Origin of the sequence: Mesorhizobium yinganensis (genome assembly GCF_040081985.1) — a bacterium.
Classification (GTDB): Bacteria; Pseudomonadota; Alphaproteobacteria; order Rhizobiales; family Rhizobiaceae; genus Kumtagia; species Kumtagia yinganensis.
Map to the genome: position 1 here is coordinate 19988 of NZ_JBEBMH010000011.1, position 15833 is coordinate 35820.

The 15833-nt window shown below is 64.6% G+C and carries 14 protein-coding genes; 7 read left to right on the top strand and 7 right to left on the bottom strand.

Annotated elements, in window-relative coordinates; all coding sequences use genetic code 11:
* The first annotated feature begins 138 nt into the window (after positions 1-138).
* Positions 139-2742: a TIGR02302 family protein gene (locus tag ABMA59_RS19950; RefSeq protein ID WP_349007137.1), complete on the top strand. Its 2604-nt coding sequence runs from the start codon at positions 139-141 to the stop codon at positions 2740-2742.
* 117 nt (positions 2743-2859) lie between these two features.
* Here ABMA59_RS19950 and ABMA59_RS19955 read toward each other — a convergent pair whose 3' ends face one another.
* Positions 2860-4320, bottom strand: coding sequence for an amidase (locus ABMA59_RS19955; RefSeq protein ID WP_349007138.1), 1461 nt, complete (start codon positions 4318-4320; stop codon positions 2860-2862).
* Positions 4321-4507: 187 nt separating this feature from the next.
* On the opposite strand from ABMA59_RS19955, the gene ABMA59_RS19960 reads away from it, so the two are divergent.
* The gene (locus tag ABMA59_RS19960; protein ID WP_349007139.1) at positions 4508-5401 is read left to right on the top strand and encodes a lipid kinase; all 894 of its coding nucleotides are present in this window, start codon (positions 4508-4510) and stop codon (positions 5399-5401) included.
* A gap of 167 nt (positions 5402-5568) precedes the next feature.
* On the opposite strand, the gene hpt is transcribed toward ABMA59_RS19960, so the two are convergent.
* Positions 5569-6114: a hypoxanthine phosphoribosyltransferase gene (hpt, locus tag ABMA59_RS19965; RefSeq protein WP_349007140.1), complete on the bottom strand. Its 546-nt coding sequence runs from the start codon at positions 6112-6114 to the stop codon at positions 5569-5571.
* Between the two features lie 9 nt (positions 6115-6123).
* Complete coding sequence (locus ABMA59_RS19970; RefSeq protein WP_349007141.1) at positions 6124-6750, bottom strand: hypothetical protein; 627 nt, start codon at positions 6748-6750, stop codon at positions 6124-6126.
* A 157-nt stretch (positions 6751-6907) separates the two neighbouring features.
* Here ABMA59_RS19970 and ftsE point away from each other — a divergent pair, with 157 nt between their 5' ends.
* From ftsE to ABMA59_RS19990, 4 genes are all read left to right on the top strand, one after another.
* The gene (gene ftsE / locus ABMA59_RS19975; protein ID WP_349007142.1) at positions 6908-7567 is read left to right on the top strand and encodes a cell division ATP-binding protein FtsE; all 660 of its coding nucleotides are present in this window, start codon (positions 6908-6910) and stop codon (positions 7565-7567) included.
* Positions 7560-8540 carry a cell division protein FtsX gene (locus ABMA59_RS19980; protein ID WP_425475953.1) on the top strand — a complete coding sequence of 327 codons (981 nt, stop codon included), beginning with the start codon at positions 7560-7562 and terminating at the stop codon, positions 8538-8540. Before ftsE ends, ABMA59_RS19980 begins: the two co-directional genes overlap by 8 nt.
* 67 nt (positions 8541-8607) lie before the next feature.
* Positions 8608-9321 (top strand): YdcF family protein, encoded by a 714-nt coding sequence (locus ABMA59_RS19985; RefSeq protein WP_349007284.1) that lies wholly within the window; start codon positions 8608-8610, stop codon positions 9319-9321.
* Positions 9322-9436: 115 nt separating this feature from the next.
* On the top strand, positions 9437-10231 hold the full coding sequence (locus ABMA59_RS19990) for a lysophospholipid acyltransferase family protein (RefSeq protein ID WP_349007143.1): 795 nt from the start codon (positions 9437-9439) through the stop codon (positions 10229-10231).
* Between the two features lie 32 nt (positions 10232-10263).
* On the opposite strand, the gene ABMA59_RS19995 is transcribed toward ABMA59_RS19990, so the two are convergent.
* Together ABMA59_RS19995 and ABMA59_RS20000 are read right to left on the bottom strand one after the other, a co-directional pair.
* Entirely contained in the window at positions 10264-11211 is a 948-nt protein-coding gene (locus ABMA59_RS19995) for an aldo/keto reductase (RefSeq protein WP_349007144.1), read from the bottom strand.
* 110 nt (positions 11212-11321) lie between these two features.
* A complete protein-coding gene (locus ABMA59_RS20000; protein ID WP_349007145.1) occupies positions 11322-11864 on the bottom strand; it encodes a gamma-glutamylcyclotransferase in 543 nt (180 codons plus the stop codon).
* 118 nt (positions 11865-11982) lie between these two features.
* Here ABMA59_RS20000 and ABMA59_RS20005 point away from each other — a divergent pair, with 118 nt between their 5' ends.
* A complete protein-coding gene (locus tag ABMA59_RS20005; RefSeq protein ID WP_349007146.1) occupies positions 11983-12972 on the top strand; it encodes a DUF2125 domain-containing protein in 990 nt (329 codons plus the stop codon).
* A 1-nt stretch (position 12973) separates the two neighbouring features.
* On the opposite strand, the gene ABMA59_RS20010 is transcribed toward ABMA59_RS20005, so the two are convergent.
* Positions 12974-13909 carry a prephenate/arogenate dehydrogenase family protein gene (locus ABMA59_RS20010; protein ID WP_349007147.1) on the bottom strand — a complete coding sequence of 312 codons (936 nt, stop codon included), beginning with the start codon at positions 13907-13909 and terminating at the stop codon, positions 12974-12976.
* A 2-nt stretch (positions 13910-13911) separates the two neighbouring features.
* The gene (gene hisC / locus ABMA59_RS20015; protein ID WP_349007148.1) at positions 13912-15018 is read right to left on the bottom strand and encodes a histidinol-phosphate transaminase; all 1107 of its coding nucleotides are present in this window, start codon (positions 15016-15018) and stop codon (positions 13912-13914) included.
* Positions 15019-15833 lie beyond the last annotated feature (815 nt).

A 15833-nucleotide genomic window follows, 5' to 3' on the forward strand; every position in this document is an offset into this window, starting at 1 on the left:
AACAAACAAGCCGTCGCCGGCTTTTCGATCCGTGATGCGGCATCACGATTCTGTCAGACGTCTCGTATTTGCCGCTTTTGTTGGTATTCTTCCGACTCTACAGGCTGGGTTTCGTGCCGGCCGAAACCGGAAAGTCCGATGAAGGAAACGCTCGCGAACCGGGAAAAGCCGATTTTTTCCAGACGCTTGAAGCAAACCAGGCTGGTGACGCGCGCGGTGATGATGCTGGAGCGCGTCTGGCCGCTCATCATTCCGCTGCTGGTCACGCTCAGTCTTTTCGCCAGCCTGTCCTGGTTCGGCATCTTCCGAGCCATCCCGGACATGGCGCGTTTCGGTCTGCTCGCCGCCGTGCTTCTCGCAGCCCTCGCCTCGCTTTATCCGCTTCGCTTCTACCGCAATCCGCGGGCGGAAGAAATCGACCGGCGCATCGAGGCGGCGAACGCGCTGACCCACACGCCCTTGCAGGCGCAGACCGACCGGCCCGCCGGCAACGAGACCGGATTCGCCCAGACGCTGTGGCGCGAGCACCAGAAGCGCATGGCGGAAAAGCTGGCCGGCGCCGGCAGCGATCTGCCCCGCACCGGCGTGCCGGAGCGCGATCCGTGGGGGCTGCGCGCAGTCGCCGCGCTGCTGCTGGTCACCGCTTTCGCCTATTCCTTCGGCCCACGCGGTGGCTCGCTGGAAGACGGTTTCCGCGCCGTGACACTGACCGAGACACTGCCGCCACGCATCGACGCCTGGGTCACGCCGCCCCCCTATACGGGCAAGGCGCCGATCTTCCTCACTGTCCAGAACAACGCGGATACGCCACTCTTCACGGTGCCCTCCGGCAGCGACGTCGCCTTGCGCGTCACCGGCGGCGCCGGCGACGAACAGCTTGCCTTCACCGACAAGGATGGCACGACGCGCGACATCGCGCTGGCCGATATCGCGACGCCGGCCCCCGCCTCGGACACGCCTTCGGCGCTCAATCTGCCAGCCGCCCCCCGGCAGTTCGAAGGCAAGCTGACGGCGGACGGGGTCTTGTCGCTGCGCGCCGGTGAAAACCGAGAAGCGGTCGATAGCTGGTCCTTCGCCGTTATCCCGGACAGGCCGCCGGTCATCCGGTTCTCCGATGAGCCGAAGCGCGCGGTCAATGGCGCATTCGAACTGCGCTATGAGATTGAGGACGATTACGGCGCTGCTTCCGCCAAGGCCGATTTCGCGCTGGAGGACACGCCGTCGGCCGACGCCCGTCCGCTCTACGGACCGCCGGAAATGCCGCTCTCGGTGCCGCGCCGCGGCGGCCGCGACATCGCTCTGAAAGCGACACGTGACCTGACCGAACACGTCTGGGCCGGAAGCCGGATCAAGTTGACGTTGTCGACCGTGGACGATGCCGGCCAGGAGGCCAGGAGCGAGACGAAGACCATCGTCCTGCCCGAGAGGCCCTTCACCAATCCTCTGGCCCGGGCGGTTGTCGAACTGCGGAAGATTCTTTCGCTCGACGCGAACCAGAAGCGCCGCGTCGTCGACCTGATCGACGCGATCACGCTGCGGCCCGAGGACACGTTCGACAACCCCTCCTATTATCTCGGCATCATGGCCGGCCGCACACGCCTGCAGCTTGCGGCCACCGACGACGCCCTGCGCGATGTTTCCGACTATCTCTGGAACATGGCGCTGCAGATCGAGGACGGCGACCTGTCGACCGCCGAGAAGAATTTGCGCCAGGCCCAGGAGGCGCTCAAGCAGGCGCTGCGCGACGGTGCCAGCGACGAGGAAATCGACAGGCTGATGAAGGAACTGCGGCAGGCGATGAACGAATTCCTGCGCGAATTCGCCGAGCGCGCCGCTCGCGATCCGAACCTCGCCCAGCAGCAGCCGCAACCCGGCCAGGAACTCAGCCAGAGCGATCTGGAACGCATGATGGACCAGATCGAGAATCTGGCGAAGTCGGGCAACCGGCAGCAGGCCGAGGAACTGCTGTCGCAGTTGCAGGACATGATGAACAATCTCCAGGCGCGCCGCCAGCAACGCCCCGGCGAAGGTGGCCAGGAAAGCGAAATGCGCCAGCAGATGAACAAGCTCGGCGAGATCATGCGGCGCCAGCAGGAGATGATGAATGAGACGTTCCGCATGGACCAGATGCAGCGCGGCGAGCAGCAGCGCGGCCAGAACCGTCAGCAGCAACGCGGCGATCAGGGCCAGCAAGGCCAGCAGGGCGAAGGCCAACAAGGCCAGCAGGGACGTGGCATGACCCCCGAAGAATTCGCCGAAGCGCTGAAGCAGCTTCAGCAAGGCCAGGGCCAGCTCGGCAACGATCTGGAAGCGCTGATGAAGAGCCTTGAAGGCATGGGCATCCAGCCTGGCGAAGGTTTCGGCGAGGCCGGCGAAGCGATGGACCAGGCCGAGGGCGCGCTGGGGGACGGCGACGGCGGCCGCGCCACCGGCGAGCAGGGCCGCGCGCTTGAGGCATTGCGCAAGGGCGCCCAGGACATGATGCAGCAGATGCAGCAGGCCATGCAGGGCGACCAGGGCGGCGGCGAGGAAGGCGGACGCCAGCAGAACGCCGACCGCGACCCGCTTGGTCGGCCCCGCGCCACCAACGGTCCCGACGACGGCAGTTCCGTCAAGGTTCCCGACGAGATCGACATGCAGCGCGCCCGCCAGATTCTCGAGGCCATCCGTAAGCGGCTTGGAAACGCGCTCAGCCCCGAACTGGAGCGGAGCTATCTGGAACGCCTGCTCAAGCTGGAATAGGCGCGCCCTGCGAGGCTCGCCCTACCCTTCAGGACGGGTTCGAAACGCATCGCTGATTGCGTCGGCCCTCTTTGGGTGTCGGATTGTTGTCCGAAGCGCGTCGCAACACCGTTGCCGCTATGCGCCTGTCCTGATCGCGCAGACCTGTTCGTAGCTGGCGGCGGCACTCAGCAAGGCAGCATCGCCACGCGGCCGGCCTATAAGCTGCATGCCCATCGATCGTCCCCGGGCATCGAAACCAACTGGTACGCTGATGGCCGGACAGCCGGCCAGCGTGGCGAAAGCGGTCACTTCCATCCAGCGATGGTAGCTGTCCATCCCGCGTCCGCCGATTTCCGAAGGCCAGTGGATTTCCGCATCGAACGGAAAGACCTGGGCAGTTGGCAACGCCAGAATGTCAAAACGCTCGAACAGCCGAAGCACGGCCCTGTACCAGTCCGAACGGACTGTCGACGCCGCGTAGATCTGCGAAGCGGTAAGGCCGAATGCGCCTTCGATCTCCCAGATCGCTTCCGGCTTCAACAGACCGAGCTGGCCCGGATTGTCGTAGTGAACCTTCAGTGCCGCGCCGCTGGTCGAATGGCGCAGCACCAGAAAAGCTTGCCAGAGGCGCTCGAAATCGACATCCGGCACGCACGGCTCGGTTCGAAACGGACCTGCCTCGGCACGGAGAAGCGCCGCTTCGCAGAGGTGGAGAATGCCATCTTCCATCGGCAGATGGCCGCCCAGGTCGCCGAGCCAGGCGACGCGCCAAGGCTGCGCCCCGTCGCGCGGCCCGGCCGACCCGGGGAAATCGTCATCCAGCGACAGCGGCGCGCGCGCATCGTAGCCTGCCTGCACGCCGAGCAGTAGCGCGAGGTCATCGATGTTACGCGCCATCGGCCCTTCGACCCCCATCTGCGCAACGAATATCTCGGGCTGAGGGCCGGCCGGCACTCTGCCCTGCGACGGACGGAAGCCGAAAATATTGTTGAAAGCAGCGGGATTGCGCAACGAGCCGCAAAAATCGCTGCCGTCGGTCACGGGCAGCATGTGAAGCGCCAGCGCAACGGCCGCGCCGCCGCTCGAACCGCCGGAGGTCAGGCGCTGGTCGAGGGCGTTGCGCGTCGTCCCGAAGACTTCATTGTAGGTCTGCGAGCCGAACCCGAATTCCGGCACGTTGGTCTTGCCGATGATGATGGCACCGGCGTTACGCATACGCTCGACGAAGAAATCGTCCTCCTTCGGGACGAAATCTGCGAAGATGCGCGAGCCGAAGGTCGTGCACATACCCTTGGTCAACGCCAGATCCTTGACCGCGACGGGCAGGCCGAAAAGCGCTCCGGGCTCAGCGCCGCGCGCGAGCACCGCATCAGCCACGCGTGCCTCGGCGAGGATATCATCACGCTCGCGCAGCGAGACGATCGCGTTGACGGCGCCATTCACCTGGTCGATGCGATCGAGGAACGCGGCAACCACGTCCGTCACCGAAACCTGCCGGCGCACGATCATCCGCGCAAGGTCGGTGGCCGGACGACGGCAGAGTTCGCTGGCCTTGGGGAGCGCATTTTCGGGAACTGCTGGGCTGGGCTGGGCCATCATCACGCATGATGCGCGAGTGCGTCGCGGCAAGTCAATCGGGAGCGGTAGCTTCGAAGAATGAAGCGACAGCCCATGGAAAACGAACCCGGCCAGTCGGTGTTTTTTCAGCGCCCGGTCGTCGGCGTCTTCACGTTGGCGCTTCGAAGCCCTACTTGCTAGCCGGCAGTGGCCGGCGGAGCGAACAGTGCAAGCAGGACAGACGGCAAAACGGGCGCTTCTGGTGGTCAATCCGCGCGCCCGGCGCGGTACCGGCTCCATCGCCGCCGCGGTGGCACGTCTGGAAGCGGCCGGCCTCGACGTGTGCGAGGTGAAGGTGCGTGACGAGGACACGATCGACGACGTGATACTCCAGCAGGCATCGAGCTGTGATCTTGTGATCGTCGGCGGCGGCGATGGCACGTTGAATGCCGCGGCGCCCGCGCTGGTCAAAACCGGTCTGCCGCTCGGCGTATTGCCGCTCGGCACCGCCAACGATTTTGCCCGAACCGTCTCCATCCCGCCTGACTTGCAGCACGCCGCCGACATCATCGCCGAAGGCCATTTGCGCGACATCGACCTCGGCGATGTCAACGGCCATCTCTTCTTCAACGTCGCCAGCATCGGCTTCAGCGCGGAGCTCGCGGCTGAACTGACACAGCATGCCAAGAAGCGCTGGGGCGTGCTGGGCTACGCTATCGTCGCGGCGCGCATCCTGCTGCGCTCGCGGCTGTTCACGGCCCATATCGACCACGACGGAACGACGGAACACATCCGCACCATGCAGGTGTCCGTCGGCAACGGCCGATACTACGGCGGCGGCATGACGGTCGAAGCGACTGCGACGGCGGAGGACGGGAAGCTCGACCTCTACAGCCTGGAAGTCGACCACTGGTGGCGCCTGCTGGCGCTGCTGCCGGCGCTGCGCAAAGGCACCCAGGGACAATGGGACGACGTGCGCGCGTTCCAGACGACGGAGGTGACGATACGAACCAGAAAGCCTCGACCCGTCAACACCGACGGCGAGCTTTCGACCTACACACCGGCCCATTTCCATATCCGGCCAAAGGCGATTCGAGTGTTCGCGCCGCCGGCGGGCTAACCCTCCCCCTAGAGGGGAGGGTCGGCGAGCCAACGGAACGAAGTGGAGTCGAGCGAGACGGGGCGGGGTCGTCTCCGGATGGAGCACTGCCGCACCAGCCCCACCCCGCTTCAAAAACCTCGCGTGCCGCTCGGTTTTCTCCGCGACCCTCCCCTCAAGGGGGAGGGTTAAGTCGCATCCCCCTTGACCACGCCGACGAAAGGCAACTCGCGGAACGCATGCGCGACATCCATGCCGTATCCGACGACGAAATAATCCGGGCAGTCAAAACCGACATAGTCGGCATTGAGGGTCGTCTGGCGCCGCATACGCTTGTCGAGCAGCACCGCGATCGAGCAGCTTCTTGCGCCGCGCGACAGCATGAGTTCGCGGGTGTAGCGCAGCGTCTTTCCGGATTCGAGGATGTCGTCGATCAACAGGACGTCGCGATCCCTGACCTCGTTGTCGATGTCCCGCAGCACACGCACCTCGCCGCTGGTCGTCCCGGTGCCGTAGCTGGAAATAAAGATGAACTCGACCTCCGGCGACAGACCGACATCGTGCATGGCGCGGATCAGGTCGGCGGCAAACACGAAAGAGCCCTTTAGGATCGAGATGACCAGCAGGTCGTGATAATCGCGCCCCGCAATCTCCTTGGCGAGTTCCAGATTGCGCCTGGCGATCGCCGAGGCGCTGAACAGCACTTCGATCTCCTTATTGCGGACCACCGGCATTGACGCTTCCTATTCGGCGAAGGTGACGGACACGGACTTCACCCCGTTTTTAGGCACCTCGAGCCGGCTGGAAAAGGCAAAACGCTGGCCGGGATCGAGCTGGCGCGAAGATGTCCCCAGCTTGTAGCGCGTGATGGCTCCGTCGAGGCTGGCCACGCGGATTTCGAGACCGGGCATCGCCCCGCCGACCGCTCCGTCATTGCCAGCCTGCCCGTCCACGAACAGCATCGGCCTCGGCCCCGATGAATCGACACGGGACGATATGTCCGACAAGGTGAAGGCCGGCCCGGCGGCTGCCGACGGGTCACCCGGCGGCAGCACCAGCGCGTAGCCACCTGATACCCAGAAGGACATGCAGGCCAGCGCTACACCGCCGCTCCAGAAGAGCACGCCACCGCGCCTGGCGAACAGGCCGGGCCGGGCCGGAGCGGGTTTCGCCGCGAGGAAGTCCATTCCCGCCTCGGCGCGTGGCCGGAGCGATTGCCGCGGCACCATGGGTTGCCGCTCGCCGACGATCTCGAAGTCGGCGTCCACGATGTCCCGTTCGCCCGTCGCGTGCCCATCTGCGCTGCGGCGCAAAACCCGGCCGGTCATTATTTCGCCGGAAACCGGGCGTGCGGTACTCGTCACGGCCATGACGGTCGATACCTCCTTCGCGTCGCGGCTTTCCGGCCAACGCATCCGGCCAATGCTATTTCACCGCCCTATCCTTAACCGGCGGTTAACCATGCGGGCAGATGGTCGATTCGTGTAGTTCGGCTCGCGACGGAGCCTAGGAAACCAGAGTCCAGCTTTGATCCGCTTCGAGAACGTCGGCCTTCGCTACGGAATGGGCCCGGAGATTCTCCGGGACATCTCGTTTCAGATTCCGCCGAGTTCCTTCCAGTTCCTCAGCGGTCCATCCGGCGCCGGCAAGACGACGCTGCTGCGCCTGCTGTTCATGTCGCTGAAGCCGACACGCGGCCTGATCAATGTCTTCGGCAAGGACCGCTCACACATATCCGCCCAGGAACTGCCGATGATGCGCCGGCGCATCGGCGTGGTGTTCCAGGATTTCCGCCTGCTCGACCACATGACGACCTACGAGAACGTTGCCCTGCCGCTGCGTGTGCGCGGGCGAGAGGAATCCAGCTACCGGGCGGACGTTTCGGAACTGCTGAAATGGGTCGGGCTCGGCGAGCGCATGCATGTGCTGCCGCCTATCCTGTCGGGCGGCGAGAAGCAGCGCGCCGCAATCGCCCGCGCGCTTATAGAACAGCCGGAAATCCTTCTTGCCGACGAGCCGACCGGCAATGTCGACCCGCCGCTGGCGCGCCGGCTGCTGCGCCTGTTCATCGAACTAAACCGGCTGGGCACCGCCGTGGTCATCGCCACCCACGATCTCGGGCTGATGGAGCAGGTCGACGCGCGCCGCATGATCCTGTCCGACGGAAGGCTCGACATCTATGATTGAGATGCCGGCCGAGGTTTCTGCGCAGCCGCCCACGGCGGTACAGCACGAGCGTGCGCAACGCCGCGCCGCGCCGATCGTGCCGGCCCACAATGTCGCCGGCAATGCGCTGATTCTCGTCATCGCCATCATGACCTTCCTGTCCTGCCTGACGCTCGGCGCGGTCTCGCTGGTGCGCGACACCGCCTCCGTCTGGCAGAACCAGATCGCCCGCGAGGCGACGATCCAGATCAAGCCGTCCGACGGGCTCGACATGGAGGCGGCACTCGCCGACGCTGCGGCGATTGCCGGGGAGTTCCCGGGCGTGAAGGGAGCGCGCATCATCGACCGCGAAGCCACGGCGCGGCTGCTGGAGCCGTGGCTGGGTTCCGGACTAAACATCGACGAACTCCCGGTGCCGCGCCTCGTCGTCATCACCATCGACCAGAACAGCCCCCCCGATTTCACGGCGTTGCGGACCGCGCTGACCGGCAAGGTGCCCGGCCTGTCGCTGGACGATCACCGCACCTGGGTCGACCGGCTGGTCACCATGGCACGCACCACGGTGACGCTCGGCATCGCGGTGCTCGTGCTGATGCTGTCAGCAACGGTGCTCACCGTCGTCTTCGCCACGCGCGGCGCCATGGCCGGCAACGGCCACATCATCGAAGTGCTGCATTTCGTCGGCGCCGAGGCAAAATTCATCGCCAGCGAATTCCGCCGCCATTTCCTTTTGACCGGCATGAAGGGCGCGGCGGCGGGCGGCGCGGCGGCTGTCTTCGTCTTCGTCGCCTTCTCCTTCTGGTCGTCGCGCAACCTTGCGACACCTGAGGCCGACCAGGCGGCGGCGCTGTTCGGCAATTTTGCGATCGGCGCAACCGGTTATGCCGGCGTCGCGTTGATCGTGCTCGTCATCGGCGCTCTGACCGCGGCCACGTCACATTTCACGGTCATAGCCTATCTCAACGATCTCGAATTCCGTCCGCCGGACGGGTGAGGAAACCGGCAGGTGGCGCGCCACGACAGCGCTACCAAACCGGATGATTCGGAGTTATCGATTGTCGATGCTGGAAACCAATTCGAGCGATTCGGCGGTGGCAGGCCAAGCACAGCGGCGAGGTCTTCTGGCTTTCCTGCGCATTTCCGCTTTCGGCTTGGTTGCGGCCGCCGGGCTGTTCGCCGGCGGCTTTGGCCTTTTCGGCACCTATGTCAGCGAACTGACCACTCCCGACGACGTGGAGCCAGCCGACGCCATCATCGTGCTCACCGGAGGCCAGGCTCGCCTTGACGCAGCGCTCGATCTCCTCAAGACCGGTAAGGGCAAGCGCCTGCTGATCAGCGGCGTCAATCCCCTCGCGAGCCGTGAATCGCTGCGCGCCGCGACAGGTGGCGACAAGGATCTGTTCTCTTGCTGTGTCGACATCGACACCGCCGCGCTCGACACGATCGGCAATGCCGAGGAGAGCGCCAAATGGGTGCAGAGCCACGACTATGGCAGCGTGATCCTCGTAACCAACAACTACCACATGCCGCGCAGCATGCTGGAGATGAATAGGCTGGTGGCCAACACCGAGCTGCAGCCTTATCCCGTGGTCAATACGAGGCTGGACGACGGCGGCTGGCTGACCAAGCCGGATGCGCTGCGCGTGATCTTCACCGAATACACCAAATATGTCGCCGCACTCGCCCGCAGCGTGGTGTCTCCCGGCGAAGTCATGGCCGACGACGCACCGCGCTACACCGCCACCATCCGCAAGCCGGATTCTGCGACGCCCTGAGCTCGGCGGGAGAGTCGAAGCCATACAGCAACGGCGTTGTGCATTGCCGCGCCACTGATGTACGAACGGCGGGCGGAGCCATTCCGCACGATCTCGTCAGGAAACCCGCCCCGCCATGCTCGTCTTCCGGTCGCTGCTGTTCAATGCCGCATTCTATCTGAACCTGGTCGTCCAGATGATCCTGTGGGCGCCGGTGTTCTTCCTGATGTCGCGCAAGAAGGCCTGGTTCGTCCCGAAAGTCTGGGCACGCTCGGCATTGTGGCTGCACGACATACTGGGCGGCACGAAGAACGAAATCACCGGCCAGGAAAATCTGCCCGAAGGCTCCTTCATCCTCGCGCCGAAACACCAGTCCTTCTGGGACGCGATCGCCTTCATTCCTCATCTGCGCGACCCGCTCTACATATTGAAGCGCGAACTGACCTGGATTCCGTTCTTCGGCTGGTACATTTTGAAGATGCGGCTAATCCCGGTAAACCGCGGCAGCCGAGCCAAGGCGCTGAAGAAAGTCGTTGCCGACACGAAACGCGAAATGGCCGACGACCGCCAGTTGATCATCTATCCCGAAGGCACCCGCCGCGCGCCGGGCGACGAGCCGGCCTACAAATACGGTATCGTAGAGCTCTATTCGCAGCTCAAACTGCCGGTCGTGCCGGTCGCGCATGTCGCCGGGCTTTATTGGCCGCGACGGAAATTCATGCGTTATCCCGGCACGATCAAAGCCCGCTTTCTGCCGCCGATCCCGGCCGGCCTGGAGCGCGAGGAATTCATGCAGCGATTGATCCGCGAGACCGAAGCGGGGTGCGATGCCTTGCTGGTCGAGGCCGCGAATACGCCCGGCCACCCTCCTTTGCCACCGACGGCGGTCAAGCGGCTTGCGGAGCTGAAGGCTGCCGAACACGCACGATAGTGCCGGACAGCAGCCTTTCCACGAAGGCTCGCTTACGCGCTGGCTCTGTCCAGGTCCTCGATATCGGCGGCGGTCAGTTGCAGCGACGCCGCCTTGATCAGGCCGTTCACCTGTTCCGCATTGGTGGCACTGGCAATCGGGGCCGTCACGCCGGGCCGCGCGATAATCCAGGCCAGCGCCACTTCCGCTTGCGTCGCCGAATGCCTGGCCGACACCGCGTCGAGTGCCGCCAGGATGCGCATGCCGCGCGCGTCCAGATAGGATTTTATCCCGCCGCCCCGCTGGCTTTTGCCGAGGTCAGCTTCGCTGCGGTACTTGCCGCTGAGAAAACCCTTGGCGAGGCTGAAATAGGTGATCACGCCGAGCCCCTCCTTCATGCAGAGGTCGCGCAGTTTTCCGTCATAGGAGGAGCGATCGTAGAGATTGTATTCCGGTTGCAGCACCTCGTAGCGCGGCAAGCCGTTGTCCTTCGACACTTTCAACGCGTCGGCGAGCTGTCCGGCGTCGAGGTTCGACGCTCCGACATGCCGAACCTTGCCCTTTTTGAGCAATTTCTCGTAGGCGCCGAGCGTCTCCTCGTAGGGAACCGTCGGATCGGGCCAGTGCGAGAAATAGAGGTCGACCACATCGGTCTGCAGTCGCTTCAGCGAAGCCTCGATTGCCCGTTCGATATAGGCGGCGGAAAGGTCCTTCTTGCCCTGCCCCATGTCGGACCCGACCTTGGTGATGAGCACGACCTTGTCGCGGTTGCCCCGGCTTTTCATCCATCTGCCGATGATCGTCTCGGATTCGCCGCCGGAATTGCCCGGTACCCAGGTCGAATAGGAATCGGCGGTGTCGATGGCATTCAGCCCGCCATCGACGAACCGGTCGAGGATGTCGAAGGAGGTCTTTTCGTCGGCCGTCCAACCGAAGACGTTGCCGCCCAGCACCAGCGGCGCGATGTCAAGGGCGGTGCCGCCGAGTTTGCGTTTCTGCATGATCTTGTTCCTGATGAATTTGATCGGATGGAGGCGCTTCGCGGACAAAGCTAAGGCGGCCTGGGCAAGGATCAAACAAGATCATGCCGATTTTGCCTTCCGAATGCGGGTTAGACGGTTGGGCCAGCGACGCGTTGCGCTCGCAGCCGCCGCGCGACGTCCTCCATCCAATGGTCGCGTATGCCCAGCGCGGCCAGATGTTCGACGGTGCTGAACACATAATCCTCGTTGTGTCCGGACTGGCCGATCGCGCCATGCACGATAGCCGCCGCCTCCGCCTCGCCGAGATTTCCGGCATATTGCGCATGCGTCCGGTCGACGATGTAGCACACCGCCTGCGCAACGCCGCCACCGTCCAGCCGTACGGGCAGAACCCGCTCCAGATAGACGTTGGTCACCAGTTCGCGTTCGCGCAGGTAATTCATCACCTCGTCGCGTAACTCCTCGGGAACGCGGAACGCCAGCCCGACGCACGACCCGCCGCGATCCAGCCCGAGCACCAGTCCCGGCCGCTGCGGCGTGCCGCGATGCACATGTGAATGCACACAGAGCGACCGGCGATAACCGTGCAGGCGCGCCCTTTCGGTCTCCGTATGGGCAAAACCTGGTCTCCATATCAACGAGCCGTAGCCGAAAACCCAAAAATCGCCCATATCGCCTAGCCAAGTCTCTGCTATGAGGAGTCGCCCATCGCAGCAGTCCTAGACGAGTCCCTTCGTCCGGGGAAACTGCGAAGCTCTTGGCGGCTGCCAAACCCGACCGGAAGGCATGATGCACGAACCATCCCGCGCCAACGGGCGCTACGGACGCCGGATTGTCTGGCTCGGTGTCTGTATCCTCATCGTGATTGCCGGCTATACCGCCGGATGGTTCTGGCTGGCCGGCAGGATCGAGGGTGAAACCCGCACGGCGCTCGCGAAAATGCAGGAGCGCGGCATCAAAGCCGAGTGCGCCAACCTCGCGGTGCGCGGCTATCCATTCCGCATCGGCCTGTACTGCGACCGCGTCGCCTTCGCACAGCCGGCACAGGCAGTGAGTGCCGCGGCAGGCGCTTTCCGTTCCGCCGGCCAAATCTACGACCCGATGCGGCTGGTGGCCGAACTGGACAGCCCCGCGACCGTCACCGTGCCGGACGGCGGGCAGATTGCGTTCGACTGGCAGACGCTGCGCGCCAGTACGCGCCTGACCCAGACGCTGCCGGAAAGCGTTTCGCTGGAAGGCACGCAGCTCAAGGTCGGCGCCAACGGCAGGCCGCAACTGGTTTCGGCCGAGACCTTCGAGGCGCATATGCGGCCGAACGAGGCCGATGTCGACCTCGCCGCCAGTTTTGCCGGGCTGGTCTTCGACCCGTCGGTGGTCGGCGACCGCACCGTGCCGCCCTTGACGGGCGAGGCCGATCTTTCGGTCAAGGACGGGCTGAAACTGCTTGCCGAAAACCGCGCCGACAATCTGCGCGGCCAGTCGGGCATCGTGCGCAAGCTGACGCTGCAGCTTGGCGAGAAGGGCGCGCTGATCCTCTCCGGCCCATATTCCATCGACCAGGACGGGCTGATCGACGCTGATTTCAAGGTATCGATCAGCGATCCGAAGGCTCTGGCGGTGTCGCTGGCTCAAGTGTTTCCCGAGCAGGAGAACAAGATCAAGCAGGGGTTTGCTGGCCTCGCCTTCCTCGGCAGCAAGCCGTCGCTGCCGCTCAAGATCACCAAGGGCAAGGCCACGCTGGGTTTCATCCCGCTCGGCGGCATCCCGCCCGTGGACTGAGCTATCCCTTATCCGGATGTTCCACCGCCTGCCGGCCGAAGTCGGGAACGTCGACCTCTTGTCCCGCCTCAATGATCGAGCGCCGCACGCCGCGGGTGCGGGTGAATATGTCGAACAGCTTTTCGCCCTCGCCCCAGCGGATGGCGCGCTGCAGCAGCGCAAGATCCTCGGAAAAGCGCGCCAGCATTTCGAGGATGGCGTCCTTGTTGTGCAGGCAGACGTCGCGCCACATGGTGGGGTCCGACGCGGCGAGTCGTGTGAAGTCGCGGAAACCGGAGGCGGCGTATTTGATCACCTCGGACTTGGTTACCGTCTCCAGATCGTCGGCGGTGCCGACGATGTTGTAGGCGATAATGTGCGGCAGGTGCGAGACGATCGCCAGCACCATGTCGTGATGGTCGGCGTCCATCGTGTCGATGTTCGAGCCGCAGCGCCGCCAGAACTTTGACAGCTTCTCCAGTGCGGCGGGATCGGTGCCGGGCAGCGGCGTGAAAATGCACCAGCGGTTCTCGAACAGCTCGGCGAAGCCGGCGTCGGGCCCCGACTTCTCCGTGCCGGCCAGCGGATGGCCGGGGATGAAATGCACGCCGGTGGGAATGTGCGGCTGCATTTGCGCGATCACCGAGCGTTTGGTCGAGCCGACATCGGTCACCGTGGCGCCGGGTTTCAGCGCAGGCGCGATCTCCGCCGCCACCGCGCCGGAACTGCCGACCGGCACCGAGACGATCACCAGGTCGGCGCCGCGCACGGCTTCCGCCGCGTCGGTGGTGTAGGCATCGCCCAGTCCGAGGTCTTCCGCCCGCTTCAGGGTGGCTGCGCTGCGCGTCGAAACGACGATCTCACCCGCCAGCCCCTCGCGGCGGATGACGCGCGCCAGCGACGAGCCGATCAGGCCGATGCCGACCAGGGCAATCTTATCGTAGAGGAAATCCGCCATGATCAGCTTTTCAGGAATTCGCTGAGCGAGGCCACCACACCGCGATTGGCCTCCTCGGTGCCGACGGTCATGCGCAGCGCATTGGGAAAGCCGTAGCCGGCGACGCGGCGCAGGATGTAGCCGCGCGCAGAGAGATAATCGTCGGCCGCCGCCGCTGTGTGCTTCGCGTCGTCCGGAAAATGGATCAGCACAAAATTGCCGACGCTGGGCGTCACCCGGAGACCAAGCTTCGCCAACTCGACGTTCAGCCATTCCAGCCAGTGCGCGTTGTGCACCACCGTGCGCTGGACATGCTCGCGGTCGCCCATCGCCGCGACGCCGGCCTCGATTGCCGCCGCGTTGACGTTGAACGGCCCGCGCACCCGGTTCAGCGCGTCGGCGATATGCGGGGGGCAATAGGCCCAGCCGATGCGCGCGCCGCCCAGCCCGTGGATCTTCGAGAAGGTGCGGGTCATCACCACGTTCTCGAAGGCCGACACCAGCTCGATGCCGGATTCGTAGTCGTTGCGGCGCACATATTCGGCATAGGCGGCGTCGACCACCAGCAGCACGTTTTTCGGGAGACCGGCATGCAGCCTTTTGACCTCGTCAAAGGGGATGTAGGTGCCAGTCGGGTTGTTGGGATTGGCGAGGAAGACGATCTTTGTGCGCGGCGTCACCAGTGCAAGAATCGCGTCGACATTGGCTGTCTCCGCCGTCTCCTTGGCGACCACCGGCACCGCGCCGGCCGCCTGGATGTAGATCTTGTAGACCAGGAAACCGTGCTCGGTGAAAATCCCCTCGTCGCCGGGCGACAGGTAGGTCTGCGCCAGCAGCCCGATCACCTCGTCGGAGCCGTTGGAGCAGACGATGTTGGCCGGGTTCAGCCCGTGCGCCGCGCCGATCGCCTCGCGCAATCTTGCCGCCGATCCGTCGGGATAGAATTCCAGTTTTTCCGCGACCTTCCTGACCGCCTCGATCGCCGCCGGCGAGGCGCCGAGCGGGTTCTCGTTGGAGGAGAGCTTGTGTACCTTGGCGATGCCGGCGGGCGCGGCGCTTTTTCCCGGCACATAGGCTTCGATGTCGAGAATGCCGGGTTTCGGCTGCGGGCGGTTCTGGTTTGCGGTCATGTCTGGTTATCCGGCTGAAGGGCCTTGGGCGGGCGGCTCGCGGAATACAGGCGGGCGAAGTTGTTGTCGAGGGGCTGCGCTTCCCCTCCCCCTTGCGGGGAGGGTGGCCGCGAAGCGGCCGGGTGGGGTTGGTGCGGCCAATCGCCAATCTTGTTTCAGGTCGGAGCACTGCCGCAGCGACCCCTCCCCCGGCCTAAGGCCGGGCCCTCCCCTCAAGGGGAAGGGAAACCCGCACTTGTTCGTCGCCACGCTGCGGAACTCCGCCCTGGCCATTGAGAAAGTTCGGGAAGACGGGCGGCCGCAAGCTCGCTCATCTAATAATTTATCTGCGACCTTCCGGCCGCCCGTCCGGCGCATGTTTTCACCATCCCATTCCGCTACGCTAACCATCGCCTTACGGCTTGCGCCTGCAATGTCGTTGCGTACTGGCAGACATACTCCAGCTTGTGTATGTGGGAACTCTGGGACAGCCCCCGGCCTTCACGGCCACGTTAGCCGCTATCTCCGGGACGCCGGCTCCTCCCCGCAAATCACCGTCATGACCGGCGTTCCCGCGGGAGAAACTGACGGCAAGTATGAGGCAGGTTTTCGGGAGGGGGATGAGAATCGTGCGCGGCGTGGTTTAGGCGCCGGGTGGAAAGATGCCGGTCCCAGCAGGAACAGAGGCTTGGCGGGGCCCAGGCAAAAAAATCCGGCTCGTCCGAGACAACCTCATCCCCTTTTGCGGCCGTGCGCGATTGCCTGGCGCCGGCCGACTGGCTCCCCTTGGGCGGAAGTCGCGGGATGCCAACACGGGTCAATTGCTGGCCGCTGTC

Bases quoted from the DNA above. Each gene is read 5' to 3' on its own strand.
- ABMA59_RS19970 (WP_349007141.1), bottom strand. From the start codon at position 6,750: ATGGCCGTGACGAGTACCGCACGCCCGGTTTCCGGCGAAATAATGACC.
- ABMA59_RS19995 (WP_349007144.1), bottom strand. From the start codon at position 11,211: ATGCAGAAACGCAAACTCGGCGGCACCGCCCTTGACATCGCGCCGCTG.
- ABMA59_RS20010 (WP_349007147.1), bottom strand. From the start codon at position 13,909: ATGGCGGATTTCCTCTACGATAAGATTGCCCTGGTCGGCATCGGCCTG.
- ABMA59_RS20000 (WP_349007145.1), bottom strand. From the start codon at position 11,864: ATGGGCGATTTTTGGGTTTTCGGCTACGGCTCGTTGATATGGAGACCA.
- ABMA59_RS19980 (WP_425475953.1), top strand. From the start codon at position 7,560: ATGATTGAGATGCCGGCCGAGGTTTCTGCGCAGCCGCCCACGGCGGTA.
- ABMA59_RS19950 (WP_349007137.1), top strand. From the start codon at position 139: ATGAAGGAAACGCTCGCGAACCGGGAAAAGCCGATTTTTTCCAGACGC.
- hpt (WP_349007140.1), bottom strand. From the start codon at position 6,114: ATGCCGGTGGTCCGCAATAAGGAGATCGAAGTGCTGTTCAGCGCCTCG.
- hisC (WP_349007148.1), bottom strand. From the start codon at position 15,018: ATGACCGCAAACCAGAACCGCCCGCAGCCGAAACCCGGCATTCTCGAC.
- ABMA59_RS19955 (WP_349007138.1), bottom strand. From the start codon at position 4,320: ATGGCCCAGCCCAGCCCAGCAGTTCCCGAAAATGCGCTCCCCAAGGCC.
- ABMA59_RS20005 (WP_349007146.1), top strand. From the start codon at position 11,983: ATGCACGAACCATCCCGCGCCAACGGGCGCTACGGACGCCGGATTGTC.
- ABMA59_RS19985 (WP_349007284.1), top strand. From the start codon at position 8,608: ATGCTGGAAACCAATTCGAGCGATTCGGCGGTGGCAGGCCAAGCACAG.
- ABMA59_RS19990 (WP_349007143.1), top strand. From the start codon at position 9,437: ATGCTCGTCTTCCGGTCGCTGCTGTTCAATGCCGCATTCTATCTGAAC.